Source organism: Microbulbifer mixtoriginis (SeqCode) (genome assembly GCF_052466865.1).
The window spans coordinates 3,258,166-3,276,687 of the sequence record NZ_CP174293.1 but is presented as its reverse complement, the minus strand read 5'-3'; the positions used below and the strand labels follow the sequence as shown (position 1 = coordinate 3,276,687).

The 18,522-nt window shown below is 52.5% G+C and carries 2 protein-coding genes; both read left to right on the top strand.

The annotated features are described in order from the left end of the window. Window positions 1–16 precede the first annotated feature (16 nt). On the top strand, window positions 17–13,054 hold the full coding sequence (locus ACJJJA_RS14920) for an isopeptide-forming domain-containing fimbrial protein (RefSeq protein WP_444905163.1): 13,038 nt from the start codon (window positions 17–19) through the stop codon (window positions 13,052–13,054). Next, the gene (locus ACJJJA_RS14915; protein ID WP_444905162.1) at window positions 13,054–18,279 is read left to right on the top strand and encodes an OmpA family protein; all 5,226 of its coding nucleotides are present in this window, start codon (window positions 13,054–13,056) and stop codon (window positions 18,277–18,279) included. Before ACJJJA_RS14920 ends, ACJJJA_RS14915 begins: the two co-directional genes overlap by 1 nt. Window positions 18,280–18,522 lie beyond the last annotated feature (243 nt).

The window sequence follows — 18,522 nt, the reverse complement described above, 5'->3', positions numbered from 1 at the left end:
CTAATAAGTGACGATGATGTCGGAAGTAATTGGACGGAAATCCTGGAATAATGCGCTTGTTGGTTTAGTGCTGCTCTGTATTTACATTGCTTTATTTTCTCCGCAGGCAAGGGCGGATCACAATTGTCCCTCATCTCCGGATAACCCCGCATTTTTTAATATCCTTGACCATAGCTATAGTAATAGCTGGTGTGAACTCTGTGGCGATGGCCAAGTGACCATCGAAATTGTTGTTCCCAGCATCCGCAGTGGTTTTATGGGAACCCAGCATATTGAAAATATTGTGGTCACAGAAAACCTGGGGACTTCACAACTGGAATATATCCCCGGTTCCACTACAGTAAGCTCTGGTGTTGTTTTAAGCGAACCTACTGTCAGCGGCACTACTATCCGTTGGGACCAAAACGACCTGTCTGCACTCGCTGCCCGTAATGAAAGTACTACCTTATGGATTACTTTCGGTGTACGCAGTAGGGCAGACCGTGAAGAAGATTTGGTTAATAACAACCGCACTATTAGTGCATCTGCCTCTTTCGACTATTGTGGTGATTCGGAGACAGATTACGATAGTATGGAGCTGGCTATTAAAGAGCCGCTGCCCTCCGTAGATAAACGCGGGCGTAATATCGATGCGGGTCAATCTAATTACACCAATAATGTTTATGGCAATATTAATGATGACGTGATCTGGCGTATCGCTATCTCCAATGCTGGGGATGCAGATATGCAGGATGTACGCTTTGATGATTTGATGACCAACCCGAATATGGACATCAATTATGCTTGTTCCAGCGAATCAGCTGCTCAGGCTATTGCCAATAACAATGGTTCCAATCCAGGTGTCTCTGGGTGTGTTTCAGCCAGCAACAATATCAATAATTTTGAGCTGAATGGCAGCTTCTCCGGTGGTTCAGGACGCACAGATGTTCCGGCAAACTCAACCCTCAACATCTATCTGGTAGGTAAGGTAAACACCTCCTGTAGTGACGGCACTAATACGGTTTCAGATATACAGTGGGGTTGCGAAATTGATGACGATACCGGTGTTGGGGGTATTTCCTCTCCTGCAGTAGGCTCAGGGCCCGGTTCAGATTCCGAAGCGATGTATGCCCGAGTTGCCGATGCACTCGATATTACCCAGGCCATTACTGGCACCAATTTGAATCAACCACTGGGTTCGGCTGGTTTTGTAACCATTACCATCAATAACCAGACACGTGGCTCGGTTAAGGATATCCAGTTCGTTAGTGATCTTCCGGATGAATATGTGGTGGATACCACCTATACACCACAAATTACCCGCGAGCGCCGTGGCGTTGATGGGCATGGGGCCAACTACAGCTCCACTTACCCCGGTAAGGCCGATACCCTGCAATGGCGTGTGGGTAGCAATTGGAATCAATGGCACACTGACCCACTGCAAAATAACAAGCCGGAATTCCGCCTGCTGAGTAGCACCACGCACCCGAATTATTCGGACCAGCGTAATATGATGCGTCAGGGCGATGAGATACAAATCCGTTTCCGTATTGTTACCACTGAGCCTGACTTTTTCGACAAGATGGCCGATCTCGATGTGGAAGTAGAATCGGCAGGTAACGGCAAGGATCCGAACAGTAATATTAGCCTCGCCAATAATGTTTTAACAGTTGACTACGAGGATTTCTGCCCTAGTACCAATCCTCCCACGCAGATTGAAAATCAGTCGGTTACCCCGAACCCGGAAGATCTGGATATCAGCACCGTGCATCCTCTGTACATAGTGCGGGATAGCGGTACGTCTGAGCTGACGGTAGATGTAACCAACAATGGTGGCCACGATGCGGATAACTACGATGTGTATGTCACCTTTGGTGAAGCCATGCGCGTACTGTCAAATGACCGCGCCTGTACTCCTGTTGGCAAGCCTAACCCCGGCACCGTGCCCGCACACCCGCTTTGGAACCAACCGGACTTTCTGCCAGCTTCGGCTGCGGTTTATCGCTGTACCAGTCTAGATGGTGTCATTGAACCGGGCAGAACCGAGCGTATTATTTTCCAGGTAGAAAAAAACCATTCTGCCACCGATGATGATCTTACCTTCCGCGCCGATGTGGTGGGAGAGATAACCTTGTCCGATGGCACTCCGCTGTATTTCCCTAATCCAGCGGTGTTGAATGAAACAACGCCCCAGAAGCAGTTGGCCAATAACTACACCCTCGACGGTATGCGCGCGCGGGTCATGGGTTTTAACCTGATCAAGGAGCGCTCTGATCAGTGTAATGAATTAACTTCCGAAGCTGCATTCCCCAATAGCAGTGTGTTGATTGGTGAAGAGTGTCGCTTTGAAATCCAGGCCGGAGGCTGGTTTGGTTTCGACACGCCCGGATTTACCCTGATTGAAGTGCGCGATATTGATGTGCGCGATGACCTGCCGGATGGTCAGGGCTATATCGCCGATGCTCCGCTTACTTGTGCAGATGTCACCCTGCCGCACCCAGTTTCTCAGGCAAATTGTGTAGTGATTCCCGGTGGCGATATTGTGGAGACCGGGGGCTTGAATATTCCCCTTAGCGAAGCAGATTTTCTCTGGGATGTGACCTCCAAGATAACCCTGCGCGACCGCTGGTTCCTTGCAGATATGACCACGCGCTTACTCAATGATCCGGTGGATACTGAGAACACCGATCCGAATCAGCATGCCAATCCCAGCACCGATTACGCGCGCGCGCAATTTACCGCGGTTTTCGACACCGAAACTATTGTGGTGGATAACTACAATACCAGCGGTATTTTTACCAATATTGATGGTGTGCCTACTACCGTACCGGGTTTCCCAGATATTACCGAGTGGTCGGAAACTGTAACCGTCTCCGAGCCCCATATCGAAGTTGATAAAAAAGTCTGTAACGAAAATCTCTACGGTATAGGTACCAGCTGTACAAATTTCGTGGACTTTACTAACGAAGGCCACCGAGACCAGACTTACATTTTCCGCCTGACCCTGACTAATCGCACAGCCGATAGCGGTGTAAACCGTGCTCCTGCCTACGATCTGGTGATCACCGATACGCTCGACCCTTCCGGTCAAATGTGTGTGCAGGCCCTGAGCAGCGATGGCCTGGATAACGATGGTGATGGCTCAGCGGAAACGAATAACGGTGATGATGGATGGGTAGGCACCACTACAGGTGCTAATAATTATTCTGAAGCCAGCCATTGTAGTAGTGGTGGAACTCCGGCGATTGTCACTTTCTCTTATGAGCATTCCACAGCGCTGGAGCGCATTAATCCCGGTGACTCGGTAACCCTTTACTACCGCGTTAAGCCACATCGCTCCGTAGCGCCACTACAAATTTTTAACAATACCTTTTATGCCCGCTACGACAGCCTGGAAGGTGACTTTGGCCAACAGACCGCCACACAGATCGACAGTGACCTGGACAATGATGGCGTTGGCGATGGCACTCCCGCAGCAGGGCGTGCGCGCCACTATAAATCTGCGGATGCACAAGCGCGAATGCAGATTATTGAGGTGAAAGCGGAACCTAAGCAGGCTTTGCAATTATCCAATGGTGCTGCCAGCGGCACCAATAAAGATACTGCGGTTGTGGGCGAGGAAATTCGCTATCAGCTGACTGCGAAAATTCCTGCGGCTAAACTGCGTAACTTTATTATCCGCGATGAACTGCCGGCGGGAATGCGCTGTATTGAAGGGCAAACCGTAAACCTCGATGCATCGCCCTACGATGCTGCTGGTTTTATTCCCGGTGGTACTTTTAGCGCTACCTGTACCAGTACAGGTAGCGCTGATTACGTGGAGTGGAATTTTGGCGATCAGGAACTCACCACGGTAACCGGTAGCCTGTTTGATTTCCCGGTGGAATTTATTGCGCGCATTGAAAATAGCAGCAATACCGATGATGGTGATGTGCTGGGTAATGGTGGTAGTTACACCACTGCCCAGGTGAGCTATGTGGATGAGGCTAATCAAAACGTTACGGTACCTTTTGCCTCCCACGAAATTACCGTGCTGGAACCCAAGATACAGCTGAACAAATCGTTCGCTGTAACTAACAGCGATGCAGATGATATTCTCACAGTAACTGTCACTGCAGAAAATATCGGTACTGCCGCCGCCTATAACCTACAGGTACTCGATGACCTTACCGGCTCCAAGTTGGTTTATATCGGCAATATTGGAGGTAATGATCCACCCCAAAATGTCGATATCACTACCGTGGGTGCTAATTCACCGATCTTTAGCTGGAATCGCAGCAATGCCGATTACAGCATCGCCGTGGGCGCTACCAAGTCATTCACCTTTGATGTGCGGGTAGAGCAGGGTGTAGAGCCCCATGAGATTCTGGATAACACCATTCAGGCCCGCTGGCAGTCCCTGCCGGGCAAAGATATTTCACTGAATAGCAGTAAGACTATCGGCAATGATGGAGCTGCTGACGGTATGCGTATCGGCGTGCTACCCAATGGTGGCGACGCGATTAATGATTATGAAACTAATGCCAGTGCCCAGACAGAGGTCTTGCCGCTACAGATAAACAAAACCGATTTACAGCTCGCTGTAGTTCCCACCATTGGTGCTCATAAAAAATTCCAGCTGGAAATCCGCTTGCCAGAAGGAATCAGCCAAAATGTAGCGGTTACCGATCAGCTCGGCAGCCCGGAAGGCTATGTGCTCAGCCATAATGCCGATTTCGATATTACTTATGATTTTGTCGGTATCGAAACCATTAATGGCGCAGCGCCATCTGAAACAGCATTCAATAGTTTCCCCACAGATAACACTGCCGGCAATGCCACCTGGAATATTGGCACCGTGGATACTGCCAGTGAAAATGACACGGTTGGCGGTACTATTGAACCACTGATTCGTATTACCTACTTTGCCCGTATCGCCAATGATTTGGCTACAAATAATGGCGATTCCCGTCGCAATGGTGCCACCCTGTCTTACCGCAATGGCGAAACCGGAGCCGGGGAAAACCTCAATGACAACACCGCTGCGGTTACCGTGGTAGAGCCTTTGCTAGGGGTCAGTAAAACCGTCAGTAATGCGACCAACCCCGGCAATTTGCCTGTGGGTGGTGATGTACTGGAGTACGAAATTACCGTGGCCCACGATGGTGGCTCCACAGCAGCTGCTTACGACTTAAATCTGGTGGATACACTACCTTCGGAATTGCGCCTGGACAGCAGTTTCACCCCAACGGCACTAATTAATGGTGGTGCTGTGGCAGGTTTTGTCTCAACACCGGCGGCAGCGCCCAATGGCCCCTTGATTTGGGGGCGGGAGAACGGTGATAACAGTCTGGACCTGCAACTGGGGGAAACTCTGGTGATTACCTACCGCACTCAGGTGAATGGGGTATTTGGTTCTCCCATTAGCAATAGTGTGATGTTGGATTGGACCTCTCTCGACAACAGCAGTACAAATGATCAGGCCTATGAACGCGATGGTGCTGGCTGCCCAAGTATTTCGGCACCGGATGATTACTGTGTGGGACCGGCCAGCGCCAGTATCGACACGGTGGATAACACCACTATTTCCAAGACAGTCATTGCGGATTCCGATAGCGCCACTCCAGTGGGTACGGTACGGGTTGGTGACACTGTTACCTATCAGCTAGTTCTGAATCTGCAGGCGGGCACCACACCGGCGGTAACCGTTACCGATACGCTGCCGAGCGGATTGGAGTTTGATTCCATTGTCAGCGTGAACGGTGATACCACCGCGCCCTACGATGACAACTTGAATGATTACACCTATGCGGCGATTGCCGTGCCTGGCGCCGGGGATACTGGTACCGTGACCTGGAATCTGGGCGATATCCTCAGTAACTTCGGTAATACCAATCAATTTATTATTGAGTACACCGCCAAGGTACAAACCGGCGCGGGCATTGCGGTGCCCACTGCCACCCTCACCAATACTGCGCAACTGAATTACACCGGTGCCGCCAGCACATTGCAGGACAGCGCCAGTATTACAGTACTGCAGCCGCGCCTTGCGAATCTGACTAAAACCGATGCCAACTGGCCCAGTTCCCATATGAATGTGGATCCGGCCAATGATGTGATGCAGTTTACTTTACAAGCCTGTAACACTGGCTTGGCTCCAGCTTACGATCTGTCTTTGACCGATGATCTGGCGACGCAGATGGAGCAAAGTTCCATCGCCAATATACGGGTCTCCCTGGATGGCTCAGTACTGACTCAAGGTACTGATTACAGCTACACTGCACCGGTCAATCGCGGTGACGATATGCACTTTACTTTACAGGTGCCTATCGACGCTGGTGCCTGCTTGGATATTGATTATGAAATTGGCTTTTATACTGATATCGGCGGCGGTGAAAACTGGGTAAACACTTTTACAGCAAATGAATTCTGGTCACTGCCCAGCAAGAGCGGTGAACAGTATGCTGCAGTTCCCCTGTCAACGCCTTACCCGATGGGTACTGTTGCCACTACGGTAACGCCTCCGCAGAAAACGCTGCTTACTGCCCCCACAGCGGCAGTGGGTGAGGAAGTGATATACCGCATTCAAGTACCGGGTAGCGCCACTACTGCGGCGATTCACGATTTGGTGATTACCGATGTGCTCGACCCCAGCCTGACACTGGTGCAGCTGCAGGAAATTAATGGCCGCGCATTTACCGATAACACCAGCAGTAACAATATTGCCCTGGCTGTTGACATGCTTCCGGCCGGCGAAGTGGCAATTTTTGAAGTGCGCGCACGGGTTGCCAATAATGCAACCGCGCAAGCGGGGCACAACTTTGCCAATCAAGCCAGTTATACCTTTGCCGCCACTAAAGGTGGGGCTGCACAGGCCGGCGGTGTCGGCACTGCGCCGGTGCTTACTATTGTGGAGCCGGATTTATCCGCAACCAATACGATGGTCAACCAGACCAGCCCCGGTAATGACCCCGATGCGGGCGATATTTTGCGCTTTACCCTGGACCTAGCCGCTGCGGGCAGCCCGGAGAATTCCGCCGCTTTCGATTTGGCTATCCTTGAGCAGCTCTCTCTGGGGCTGCAATTCGTACCGGGCAGTGTCACCTTTGCAGGTGCCGCCCAAGCCGACCCCACGGTAACCGGCGATGGTGTTAATACTGCGCAAACTCTCGAGTGGAGCCGTGCCAACAGCGATCTGGATATCTCTGCCGGTAATAACAGCCTGTTGGTATTCGATGCTCTGGTACTGGATGAAGTGCTGGCAGCAGCCACACTTTCCACCACTGCGCGCATCGAGTGGACCAGTCTGGATGAAGATAACAGCAGTCCCCATGAGCGCAATGGTGCTGACGGTGTCGGCGGTTTAAATGATTATGTACTGGAAAATATTGTCGCACAGCTGACCGCCGCCAATGACAGCGTACTGAGCAAAACCCGTGTTGACGATAGCTACGGTAGCACTGATGTGCAGTTGCGTATCGGCGATCTGGTGGAATACGAGCTGCGTCTGGCCCTGCCAGAAGGTACAGCACCGAAGGCGCAGATTGTCGATACCTTGCCGCAGGGCATGGTATTTGCCGGCACTGTGTCGATCAATGGCGATAACAATGCACCTTTCGCGGCTGTGGCACCTTTCCTCCACAACGCTATCGCCGAGCCGGTACAGGCTGGTGACCCGGCCGCGGGCCCGACCACACTGAGTTGGAATATTGCTGATTTGCGCAACCAAGGCGATAACAACGCAGCTAATGATGAATTTGTGCTGCGCTATCGCGCGCGGGTATTAAACCGCGATGTGCACCCATGGCCTGCCAACAATACTGCACTCACTAATAATGTTGTTTTCAGCTTCGATGCCGCTACCGGTAATGAAACACGCAATGACAGTGAAACTCTGGATCTGCTACAGCCAGACCTGGCAATAGCAATCAGTGCGAATCCTGCTGGGGGTACCACTCTCTCCGCCGGTGATAGGGTCGATTACACCATTACGATTACCAATAATGGTTCTGCGCCCGCCTATGATCCGCTCTTTAAAGACTTGATTCCCCTCGGCCTGCGCCAGGCTGGTGTCAATGTGCAGTCAGTAACTGTCAATGGCGCTACTGCAACGGCTGTTGCTCCAACTTTCGACAGCAGCACTGGCGCAGCGATTTGGGATTTCTCCGCGGGTACCGGTTACGCCATTAACCCAGGCCAGACTTTACAAATGGTGTACCGCGTTCAGGCGGATGCTAACTTGGGCGCGGGCCTCAATCTGCAAAATGCCGCTTATGTGGAGACTTATTACTCTCTGGATGGCGACAATCTGCCTTCTCTCGGTACAACGGCCGTGACTGCGGATATGCGCGAAGACTACGGCCCCACAGCCCCGGTGAGTGTGCAGTTTAATACTCCCAATGCCGCGCCGCTTTTCATTGAAAATACTCAGCCCACAGCTTCTATTGGCGAGCCGTTCAATTACCGCATTACTATTCCGCAAACGCCGCAGCCAGCAGCCCTGCACGATGTTAGCGTGTTGATTGACCTCAGTGTTTCCGCGGCGGATTTGGAATTTATTGGTGCGGCCAAGGTTTCCGGCAAAAATGCATTTACTCCGCAAAATACCGGTTCCGCTTCTGCACTGGTGATTGCCGATACTACCAACGGCATCGATGTGCCCGCTGGTGAGCAGGTGGTTATTGATGTAACGCTGCGCTTGCGCGACAGCAATCCACCCAATGTGGATGGCTTCATGTTTAGCAACAGCGCCAGTTACAGCTACAACTACGATAATGACAACCCGGCCATGGGGCAGGGTGCTGGTGCGGGTAATTCCACCTTGGATATGCAGGTGGTAGAACCCACGGCGATTACCCTGACAAAAACCGGCCCGGCCAGTGTGCAGTCCGGTTTACCCGGCACCTTTACTTTGGACTTACACAATATTGGTACCGGCCCAGCCTGGGATATCAGCGTGACCGATATCCTGCCGGACAATAATCCCGGTGGCATGTGTGAAACCGCACCAAATAATTTTGCCGCACAAATCACCGATGCGGCTGGTACTGCGATTGCTACCCTGAGTGAAGGTACCGATTTTAATACGGCCTTTGATGCAGCCAGTTGTACTCTTGCCATCACATCAATTGGCGCTGGGGCAATGTTGGCTGCGGATCACCATCTGCTGCTAAGTTACGACGCTACTCTGGATGCAGATACCCGCGATGGCGATACGCTTACCAATATTGCCGGGGTAACGCTGTGGCACAGTTGGGATAGCAGTGCGCCTGAAGCGCGTCAGTACACCCGTCCGGCGCCTACCGATGGTACACCTGGCGTGCTCGATCATGAGGATGCCTATACCCTGAGTGCTTCAGTTCCCAAGGTAACTTTCTACAAGACTGTCGAGAATGTTACTCGTGGACAAAACCCGGCTGTCACGGCCAGCCCTGCAGAGGTATTGCGCTACACCCTCACTTTGAAAAATATCAGCGGTGTGGATGTCAGTGGTATTGAGATTACTGATGACTTGGGCCGCCTAAACAGCTTGCCATTGTTCCAGTCGGGCTCCCTGCAACTGGTTACTGCTCCGGCGAGTAGCGATAGCAGCGGGACAGGTGCTTCTGCTGGTACCCACGGCAGTGGCTTGTTGAAGGTGACCAATCTTGACCTGGCAGCAAGTGGCAGTGCGGGTGATTCCATTCAGTTGATCTATGAAGTAAGTCTCGCCTCTGTCATTGACAGCGCTACAACTGTGTTGAATCAGGCTCAGGTACAGTTGCCCGGTCAATTACTGAAAAACAGTGATGATCCCAATATTAACGGTACTGATGATCCTGACGCTGCGGGGGATGAAGATCCTACTCAGGTATTAATTGAATCTGAACCACTGCTGGTAATTCATAAAACCTCAGCAGATATGACCGGTGACCCGGACCTGCTGATGGTGGCGGATACCCTGCGCTATACCATTCGCGTGGAAAATACCGGTAACGAAAATATCGTTAACGGGATGTTGCGTGATCAGATCCCTGCGAACACTACTTATGTTGCTGGCTCCACCACCTTGAATGGTTCTGCGCTTACAGATGTAAGTGGCGCGTCGCCGCTTGAAGCGGGTATGAACATTAATACATCTGGCGAAGCCGATGGTTTTATTGCTGCAGCGGCAACTGGCGCTGTGCCTGTGATGGTTACCTTTGATGTCACCATTAATGACGTCAATGACGGCACTATTATTTCAAACCAAGGCTTTGTTAATGGCGAAGGTGCTGGTAGTGGCCCCTTCGATGAAGTCCCATCGGATGACCCCGCTACAGATGCCCCCAACGATCCAACAATAGATATTGTTGGCGATGTTCCCCTGCTAGTTGCTCATAAGACCGTGGCAATTACGGTGGATAATATTTCTACGGGTATTGTCGACCCCGGTGATGTGCTGCGTTACACCATTGCGATTACCAATATGGGGGGGGTTGATGCGCTGCAGGTCGCACTCACTGACCAAGTGCCTGCAAATACCACTTATGTTGCCGGCAGTACCACCTTAAATGGTATCGCGGTTGCTGATAATGCCGGTGGTATGTCACTGCTGAATACTGCATTGCCGGTATCTTCTGATGACCTAACCCCACCGTTGCCAGGTGCCAACGAGGGAGTGATTACTTCTGCACAAACTGCCACCGTAACTTTTGATGTAATGGTGAATATGGATGCTGCCAGGGGTACGGTAATCAGTAACCAGGGCAGTGTTGCTGCAGAAGAACTACCACTGGTACTCACTGATGCAGATGGCAATCCGGCCAATGGTGCCCAACCGACACTAGTGGTGGTGGGTGATGCACAGCTGCTTTCAATTGTAAAAGAAGTTGCCGTTGTCGGCGGTGGCGCAGCCGAAGCCGGAGCAGTGCTGGAGTATCTGGTGACCATTGAAAATATCAGTGGTGTGCCGGCGACCATGGTAAGTATTACTGATGACCTAATGGTTGCCGGCGATGGAGTCCTTACCTACGTTGCAGACTCTGCCATGCTCAATGGCCAAGTAGATGGAGTCAGCGTTGCCGGTACGGTAATTACTGCTGACTACTCCACAACTTATGGAGATTTGCTGCCGGGTGAAAGTGTGACATTGCGCTTCCAGGCAAAACTTTCCGACAGCCTGGAAATTGGCTACACCGTGGTGAATACCGCGGAAGTGCACTGGAATGATCCACCTTCAAGCAATCAGGCCAGTGTTGCTATCGATGTCGGTGGCACACCGGGAATCGCTAATTTGGCCGGTTACCTGTGGCACGATGTGAACTTCAATAATCAGGCCGATGCCGATGAACGCCTGCTGTTGAATTGGGCAGTGGATCTGTATTTCAACGGTGCATTGCTGGAAACAATCCAGACCGATGAAAATGGCTATTTCCATTTCCAGGGACTGGTACCCAACAATTATGGTGGCCTTAGTTACGAGATGCGCTATACCGCGCCGGATGCCAGCGAAAGTACCGCATCTCTGGGTAATCCGGTTTCCGATTTCACCAATGGTCCCCAGCGTATTAGTGAGATCTTTGTGGAGTCGGGTGCTAATCCGCAAGACTTAAACCTGCCGCTCACGCCAAACGGAGTCATTTACAACTCCATTCTGCGTGCCCCGATTACCGGCGCTACGCTGAGTATGCTGCGTGCCAGCTCAGGCCAAGAACTGCCGGATCGTTGCTTCGATGATGAAAAGCAGCAGGGTCAAGTAACCCGTGCCGGTGGCTACTACAAGTTCGATATTAATTTCGATGATGCGGCTTGTCCGGCCAATGCAGACTACCTGATTCGGGTAGAACTGGCCGATGACAATTATGTCGGTGGTGAATCCCTGGTTATTCCAGCGCAGACCAATGAGGAGACTGCCGGATTCGATGTGGGCGCCTGCCTCGGCAGTAATGCAGATATGGTGCCGGGTACTGCGCAACACTGTGAGGTACAACTGTCCCCGGCTAATCCGCCGCTGGATATAGAAGCGCGTGATACCTTGACCAACTATTACCTGCGCCTGACTCTGGATAATAAACAAATTCCAGGGGATAGCCAGTTGTTCAACAACCATATCCCCCTGGACCCGAAATTAGAGGGGGCGCTCTCTATTACTAAAACTGCGGCCATGTTGAATGTGACCCGCAGCCAACTGGTGCCTTACACCATTACCTTCGGCAATAACCTGCCGGTACCGCTTACCGATTTGCAGCTGGTGGACTTCTTCCCCGCTGGCTTCAAATACGTGGCCGGCTCGGCGCGTCTCGATGGTGAACCGGTGGAACCGGAGATGAAAGGGTTACAGTTGATCTGGTCGGACCTACGTGTAGAGGCGGATCAGACCCGCGAGTTGAAACTGCTACTCGTTGTAGGCTCCGGTGTAGGGGAGGGCAAGTATGTCAACCGTGCACGTATGTTCAACCAGCTCTCCGGGCAGACGGCGTCTGGTGAAGCCTCGGCGACCGTGCGTGTGGTACCGGACCCCACTTTCGACTGTACCGATGTGATCGGTAAGGTCTTCGACGATAAAAATATGAACGGCTACCAAGATGCCGGTGAAGGTGGGCTGGCCGGTGCGAGGGTCGTCAGTGCAACGGGTCTCAATGCCACTGCCGATGCCCACGGTCGATTCCATATCACTTGTGCGGTGGTGCCAAACCCCGATCGCGGTTCCAATTTTGTGCTCAAGCTCGACGACCGCAGTTTGCCAAGCGGCTATCGTCTCACCACAGAAAACCCGCGCGTGGTGCGTGCGACCCGAGGCAAGATGGTGAAGTTTAACTTCGGCGCCAGTCTGCACCGGGTAGTGCGCCTGGATATGGCCGAGGCGGTCTTCGAACCGACAACTACCGAGATGCGTCCCCAATGGCAGTCCCGTATTGAGCTGCTGCTGGAAAAACTCAGTGAAGCGCCCTCGGTATTGCGCCTGTCCTACCTCGCGGAAAATGAAGACCCGGATTTGGTGGAAGAGCGTTTGCAAACGATCAAGGCGGATATTGCCGAGCAGTGGGCGCGTAGTTATGGCGACTACGACCTGACGATTGAAACGGAAGTGTTCTGGCGGCGTGGTGCGCCGCCCAGCAAAGGAGGGTGGCAGTAATGTCCTTTGCAGATGGCAATAAAAAGCGCAGTAACCTGGAGTGTTCGCACACACCTGGCACAGCGCTTGTTGCGAAAAAAAACACTCGCACATTTCGTCGGCGTGAGCGTTGCCTGGCCACAGCGATTACTTTGGCCTTGGCAATGCCTGTACACGCGCAGCAGCAATCTGATACCGAGGTAGCCGAACCCCTGGAAACCAGCTGGTGGCAGGTGTGGCAAAAAATTCCTGGACTGGCTCCAGAAGTAGAGGAGCCGCAGACGGAGTTTGAGGAAAAATCCATAGGCAGCAATACGGAAACGATGTTGCTGCGCGCCCCTTCCAATCAATGGCTGCAGGATGCGGGCACTTTTATTGCCCCTCCCGAGCCGATTGTGGTGGAAGACTTTATCGAGCCATTACAGTTTTTCGCTGTGGCTGATGAAGTTTCTCCTGAGGCCATCGCGTTATTGCGTGAAAAGCTGGATGAGCTGGGAGAAACGCCCAATTTCCAATTGCATTTTATTGGTCACACCGATTCGGACCCGATGCAAAAAGAATTCGTTGCGGATTACGCAAGTAAGGAAGAATTTACCCTTGCTCGGGCTCAATTCGTGGCAGATTTTTTCCAGCAGGCTTTGGAACTGCCGGAAGAGATGATCGCGGTGGAAAGCCGCGGTGACGCAGAGCCCATTGCCGACAATATCACTACTGCCGGACGCGAACTGAACCGTCGTGTGCAAGTGCAGGTGAGTTACGATGCTCTGGATGCAGAGGCTATGGCAGCCCGTGCCCGCGCTGAAGCCCTGGCACTTAACCGGGTCAAAGTGTGTCGGCAGGAAACGGTTTGTAGATTGAATTATACCGCTGGCACTGAACAGCGCGCGCGCTTAAAAAACCTGGTTAATCCTTTGCGCTGGCAGCCGGGGCAGGCGAATTTACCCGAGGCGTTCTTACGGCGTATCCGCGAAGTGCGCACAAATCTGGCCAACAAAAATAATCTGGTGATTCATTTTGTTGGTCATACCGATGCGTTGCCTCTGCAAATTGGTGAAAGCTCTGAGCAGCAACAGAATGCCTATCGGGAAAAGTCCCACAGCGAAGCCCGCCGTGTTGCTCTGGCGGTGCGCGATGCCCTGGGCCTACCGGACGCCATGATCTCCAGCAGCGGCAAGGGCGCCAGTCAGCCCATAGCCGCCAATGACACACCCAAGGGGCGCACCCTAAACCGCCGTGTGGAAGTGGAGTTCTGGTACGACGATCCCCTCGAAGTGGCGGTGGATGGCGTACAGGCCTGCCCAGAGGCGGCAGCCGCGGAAACCATTACCATTGCCCATCAATCTCTACGTGGCGATATAGCGCCTATCCGTTTCGATAATGGCGATCCGATTATTACCCAGGCGCAGCTGACTCAAATTCGCGCTGCCATGGGGGAAATTTCGAGCAAAGCCAATGTGCGCCTGAGCTTTATTGGCTATAGCGAAAACAAGCGCATGGACCGCCGGGAAGCCATGGTCTACGGCGATGATGTTGGGCTCTCTGGTGCCCGCGCGCGCCGTGCGATGGAGCAGGTAAAAGAGCTTCTCAGCCTCGAAGACTCCCAAGTGGAGTTTGAAGGGCGCGGTTATGTGCAGTCCGATGATGTAGTGGCCAACGGTTTCACCCTGGATGAAGGCGCGAGGGTTGAAGTGCAGGTGCTCTACGATGAGCTGGCGATTCTGGCGGAGAGCGACCGTCTGGAGATCGAGCGTATTAACCGCGAAGCCATCGCTAACAACCCCTATTCACTGAATTTAATGCGTATTACTGTGGATGGCAGCCCCGAATACGATCCCTATAAAAATTCTGCCGATCTGCAGCGCTGTACCGATGTGGCGCTGGATAATGCCAATATCCAGTTCCGCTTCGATAACAAAAAAATGCAGCCGCGTCTGAATATTTCAGCCTGGCCCAATACCATTCGCTACGCGGATAACCCGGATACCGAGCACAGCGAGAACCGCGTGGTTTTCCGCAGCTACACCAACTATCCCAGTTTTATTGAGCGGGCCGAGGTACGCCTGTTTGAAGAAGGGCAGTCCCTGAGAGACACGCCGGTTGACATAGTCCCGCTGGCTGCCGGAGAAGGGGAGTGGTTTGCAGAATTTTCCCATTTCCAGGCACCGCTAAAAAAACTGCACTATGTCTTGCGGGTGTACGATAAAAAAGGCCGCTTCGATGAAACTGCCGAGCAGACTCTGTGGCTGGTGGATAAGGTTGAAGAGTCAACGAAAGAGGTAAACGTTTCACAGGAATTATTGGTTGGCTACGGTGAAAATCGCCTAGCGCGAAGAAATATTCCTCTGGATGGTAACAGTGTGCTGGTGAACGGTGCCGAGGTACCGCCAGGGCACACTGTGTGGCTGGCGGGCAACCCGGTACCGGTCAACGAACAGGGCCAGTTTGTCGCCGAACAAATTTTCGACCCCGGTATGCACACCGTGGAAGTGGCGGTTCTGGATCAAGAGGGCAATGGCGAATTGTTCCTGCGCGATCTGGAATTTGCCAAAAACGATTGGTTTACCGTGGGTATTGCCGATCTCACGATTGGCTATGACAAAACCAACGGCCCAGCGGCGCTGGTTACCGGCGATGAAACCCACTACGACAATTCTGTTAGCTACGATGGCCGCCTGGCGTTTTATACCAGCGGTGGTTTCGGTGAGGGCTGGCGCCTCTCTGCCAGTGCGGATACGGAAGAGGGGCCGGTGGATGATTTATTTTCCAACTTTATGGAAAAAACGCCCGATGCCCTGTTCCGCCGTTTAGATAGTGATCTTTATTATCCCACCTTTGGTGACGACTCCACCGTAGTGGAAGACGCGCCCACCTCCGGCAAGTTTTATGTGAAGTTGTCCAAGTACGACGACTTCGGCTTGTGGGGTAATTTCAAAGCGACCTATGCCGATAACGAACTGGCGCAAATAGACCGCGCACTCTATGGTGCCAACGGCCACTTCGAAAGCGATTCCATGACCAGCTTCGGGGAAAAACGCTTTCAGGTCGATGCCTTTGGTGCGGAGCCTGGCACTATTGCCGGGCGCGATGAGTATCGTGGAACCGGTGGCTCCCTCTATTTCATGCGTCATCAGGATATTCTAAACGGCTCCGAACGCCTGCGGGTTGAAGTGCGGGATAAAGACTCCGGTTTGGTACTGGCCGTAAAAAATCTTTCCCCAGTGATCGATTACGATATCGATTACATTCAAGGCCGCGTACTGCTGAACAAGCCCTTGTCTGCCCTGGCTAACGATAATCTGTTAATCCAGGATGGCTCTTATAACGGTAATCCGCAGTATCTGGTAGCCCGCTACGAATACACCCCCGGCTTTGAAGAGATGGATACTCTTGCCTTTGGTGGCCGCGCCCATTACTGGTTTGGAGATCACGTAAAGCTGGGGCTCAGTGCTACCCAACAGGATGAGGATGACAACGAAACCGCGCTGCAAGGCTTTGACTTAACGTTACGTAAAACGGCAGGCAGCTGGCTGAAAGTGGAAGTGGCCAACAGTGAAGGCGGTAACCTCGATAGTACCAATTCCCTGGATGGTGGTTTTACTTTCGATAGCGGTCAAACTTTTGACCCTGAGGCTAGCGCTGCTGCCAACAAAATTGAAGCTAGCCTGCAGCTGGGTGATTTCTTCGAAAGCCTACGCGGCTCCGGTAATTTCTACCACCAGCAACGGGAAGCGGGCTTTTCTGGCCCCGGTCAATTTGCCCGCGGTGAAACCACCCAGTTTGGAGCGGGGATCAACCTACCTCTCGGTGAAAGTTTCGATGTGGGCTTGAAAGCGGATAGTAAAGAAGAGGAATTCGGCCTGCACACCAGTGCAACGGATTTGATGCTCGGCTACCGTCTCAACGATCACTGGCATCTCAGTTCCGGTGTGCGCAGCGATAGCCGCGAAGATTTCTCCCAAGTTGTAGCGGCCACCCAGACCCAGGGCGACCGCACTGATATGGCAGTGGAGGCCAGTTATGATTCTGGCGAAAATTGGAGTGCTTTCGGCTTTGTGCAGGGTACCCTAGAGGTGACCGGCACCCGTGAGGAAAACAATCGTGTCGGTGTCGGCGGTGCCTACCGGGTGAGCGACAGACTCACCATGGATAGTGAAGTCTCCAGTGGCGATACCGGCATGGGCGCGCGACTGGGCACTGACTTCCTGGTGAGCGACAGAACCAGCGTATACCTGAATTACACCCTCGATAACGAGCGCAGCGATACCGGCGTACGTGCCCGTAAAGGCAATATGAGTACCGGCTTCCGCAGCCGTTATTCCGATACCCTGAGCATGTATGGTGAGGAGCGCTACAGTCACGGCGATGTCTCCACCGGCCTGACGCATGCCTTGGGTATGGACCTGGCGCCCAACGATCGCTGGACATACGGCACCACGGTAGAAGCGGGCACCCTGGAAGACCCACGCACCGGTGCCAAAACCGAGCGCAACGCTTTGGGGCTTAATATGGGCTATAGCCTGGATGCGATCCGTTTGGCCTCGGCGGTAGAATACCGTACCGATGCCATGGAAACCGCAGTGGATGAAAACACCGTGCTGGAATCCGAGCGCGATACCTGGCTGTTGAAGAATACCCTGAGCTATCAGCTCAACCCAGACTGGCGCTTGGTTGGCAAATTTAATTACTCCGATAGCAAAAGTTCCCAGGGCGAGTTCTATGATGGAAAATTTACCGAAGCGGTAATGGGCTACGCCTACCGCCCGGTGAATCACGATCGCCTCAACACGCTATTGAAATACACCTATTTCTATAACGTGCCCACCAAAGATCAGGTAACCGTAGAAAACACCTCAGCTGAATTTATTCAGAAGAGCCATATTTTCTCCGTGGATGCCAGCTATGATCTCACCCAGCGCTGGACCCTGGGAGGCAAATACGCCTACCGCCTCGGTCAGCTAAGCCTGGATAGAGAAGACCCGGAATTCTTTGACAGCCGCGCCAGCCTCTATGTACTGCGCGCAGACTGGCATTTTGTAAAACGCTGGGATCTCCTCATCGAAGGGCGCCTGCTCGATTTACCCGACGCGCAGGACAGCAAGAGCGGTGCATTAATTGGCCTATATCGCCATATTGGTGACCACCTCAAGCTGGGGGTGGGCTACAACTTTACGGATTTCTCTGATGATCTTACTCAGCTGGATTACGACAGCCAGGGGATGTTTGTGAATATTGTTGGGAAGTTGTGACCAAAGGGTTGTGAGGGACAGTCTGAAAATATGAGAAAACTGCTAGTTAAGTTGCTGTTGGATTTAGTAATTAAGTTGTTACCTCAGGTCTTCTTGATTTAAAGACTCGATTTCACTCACAACAAGTAACAAAGAAGATCCAGTGGAGTATTTGTACTCCACGCGGTCTGTTTTTTTGGAATTAGCGTATCAGATTCATTAAGTCACTATTGTTGAGGACCATCGGAGTGAGGCTCTAGTTGG

Coding starts and splice junctions, on each gene's coding strand:
- ACJJJA_RS14920 (WP_444905163.1), top strand. CDS start 17: ATGTCGGAAGTAATTGGACGGAAATCCTGGAATAATGCGCTTGTTGGT.
- ACJJJA_RS14915 (WP_444905162.1), top strand. CDS start 13,054: ATGTCCTTTGCAGATGGCAATAAAAAGCGCAGTAACCTGGAGTGTTCG.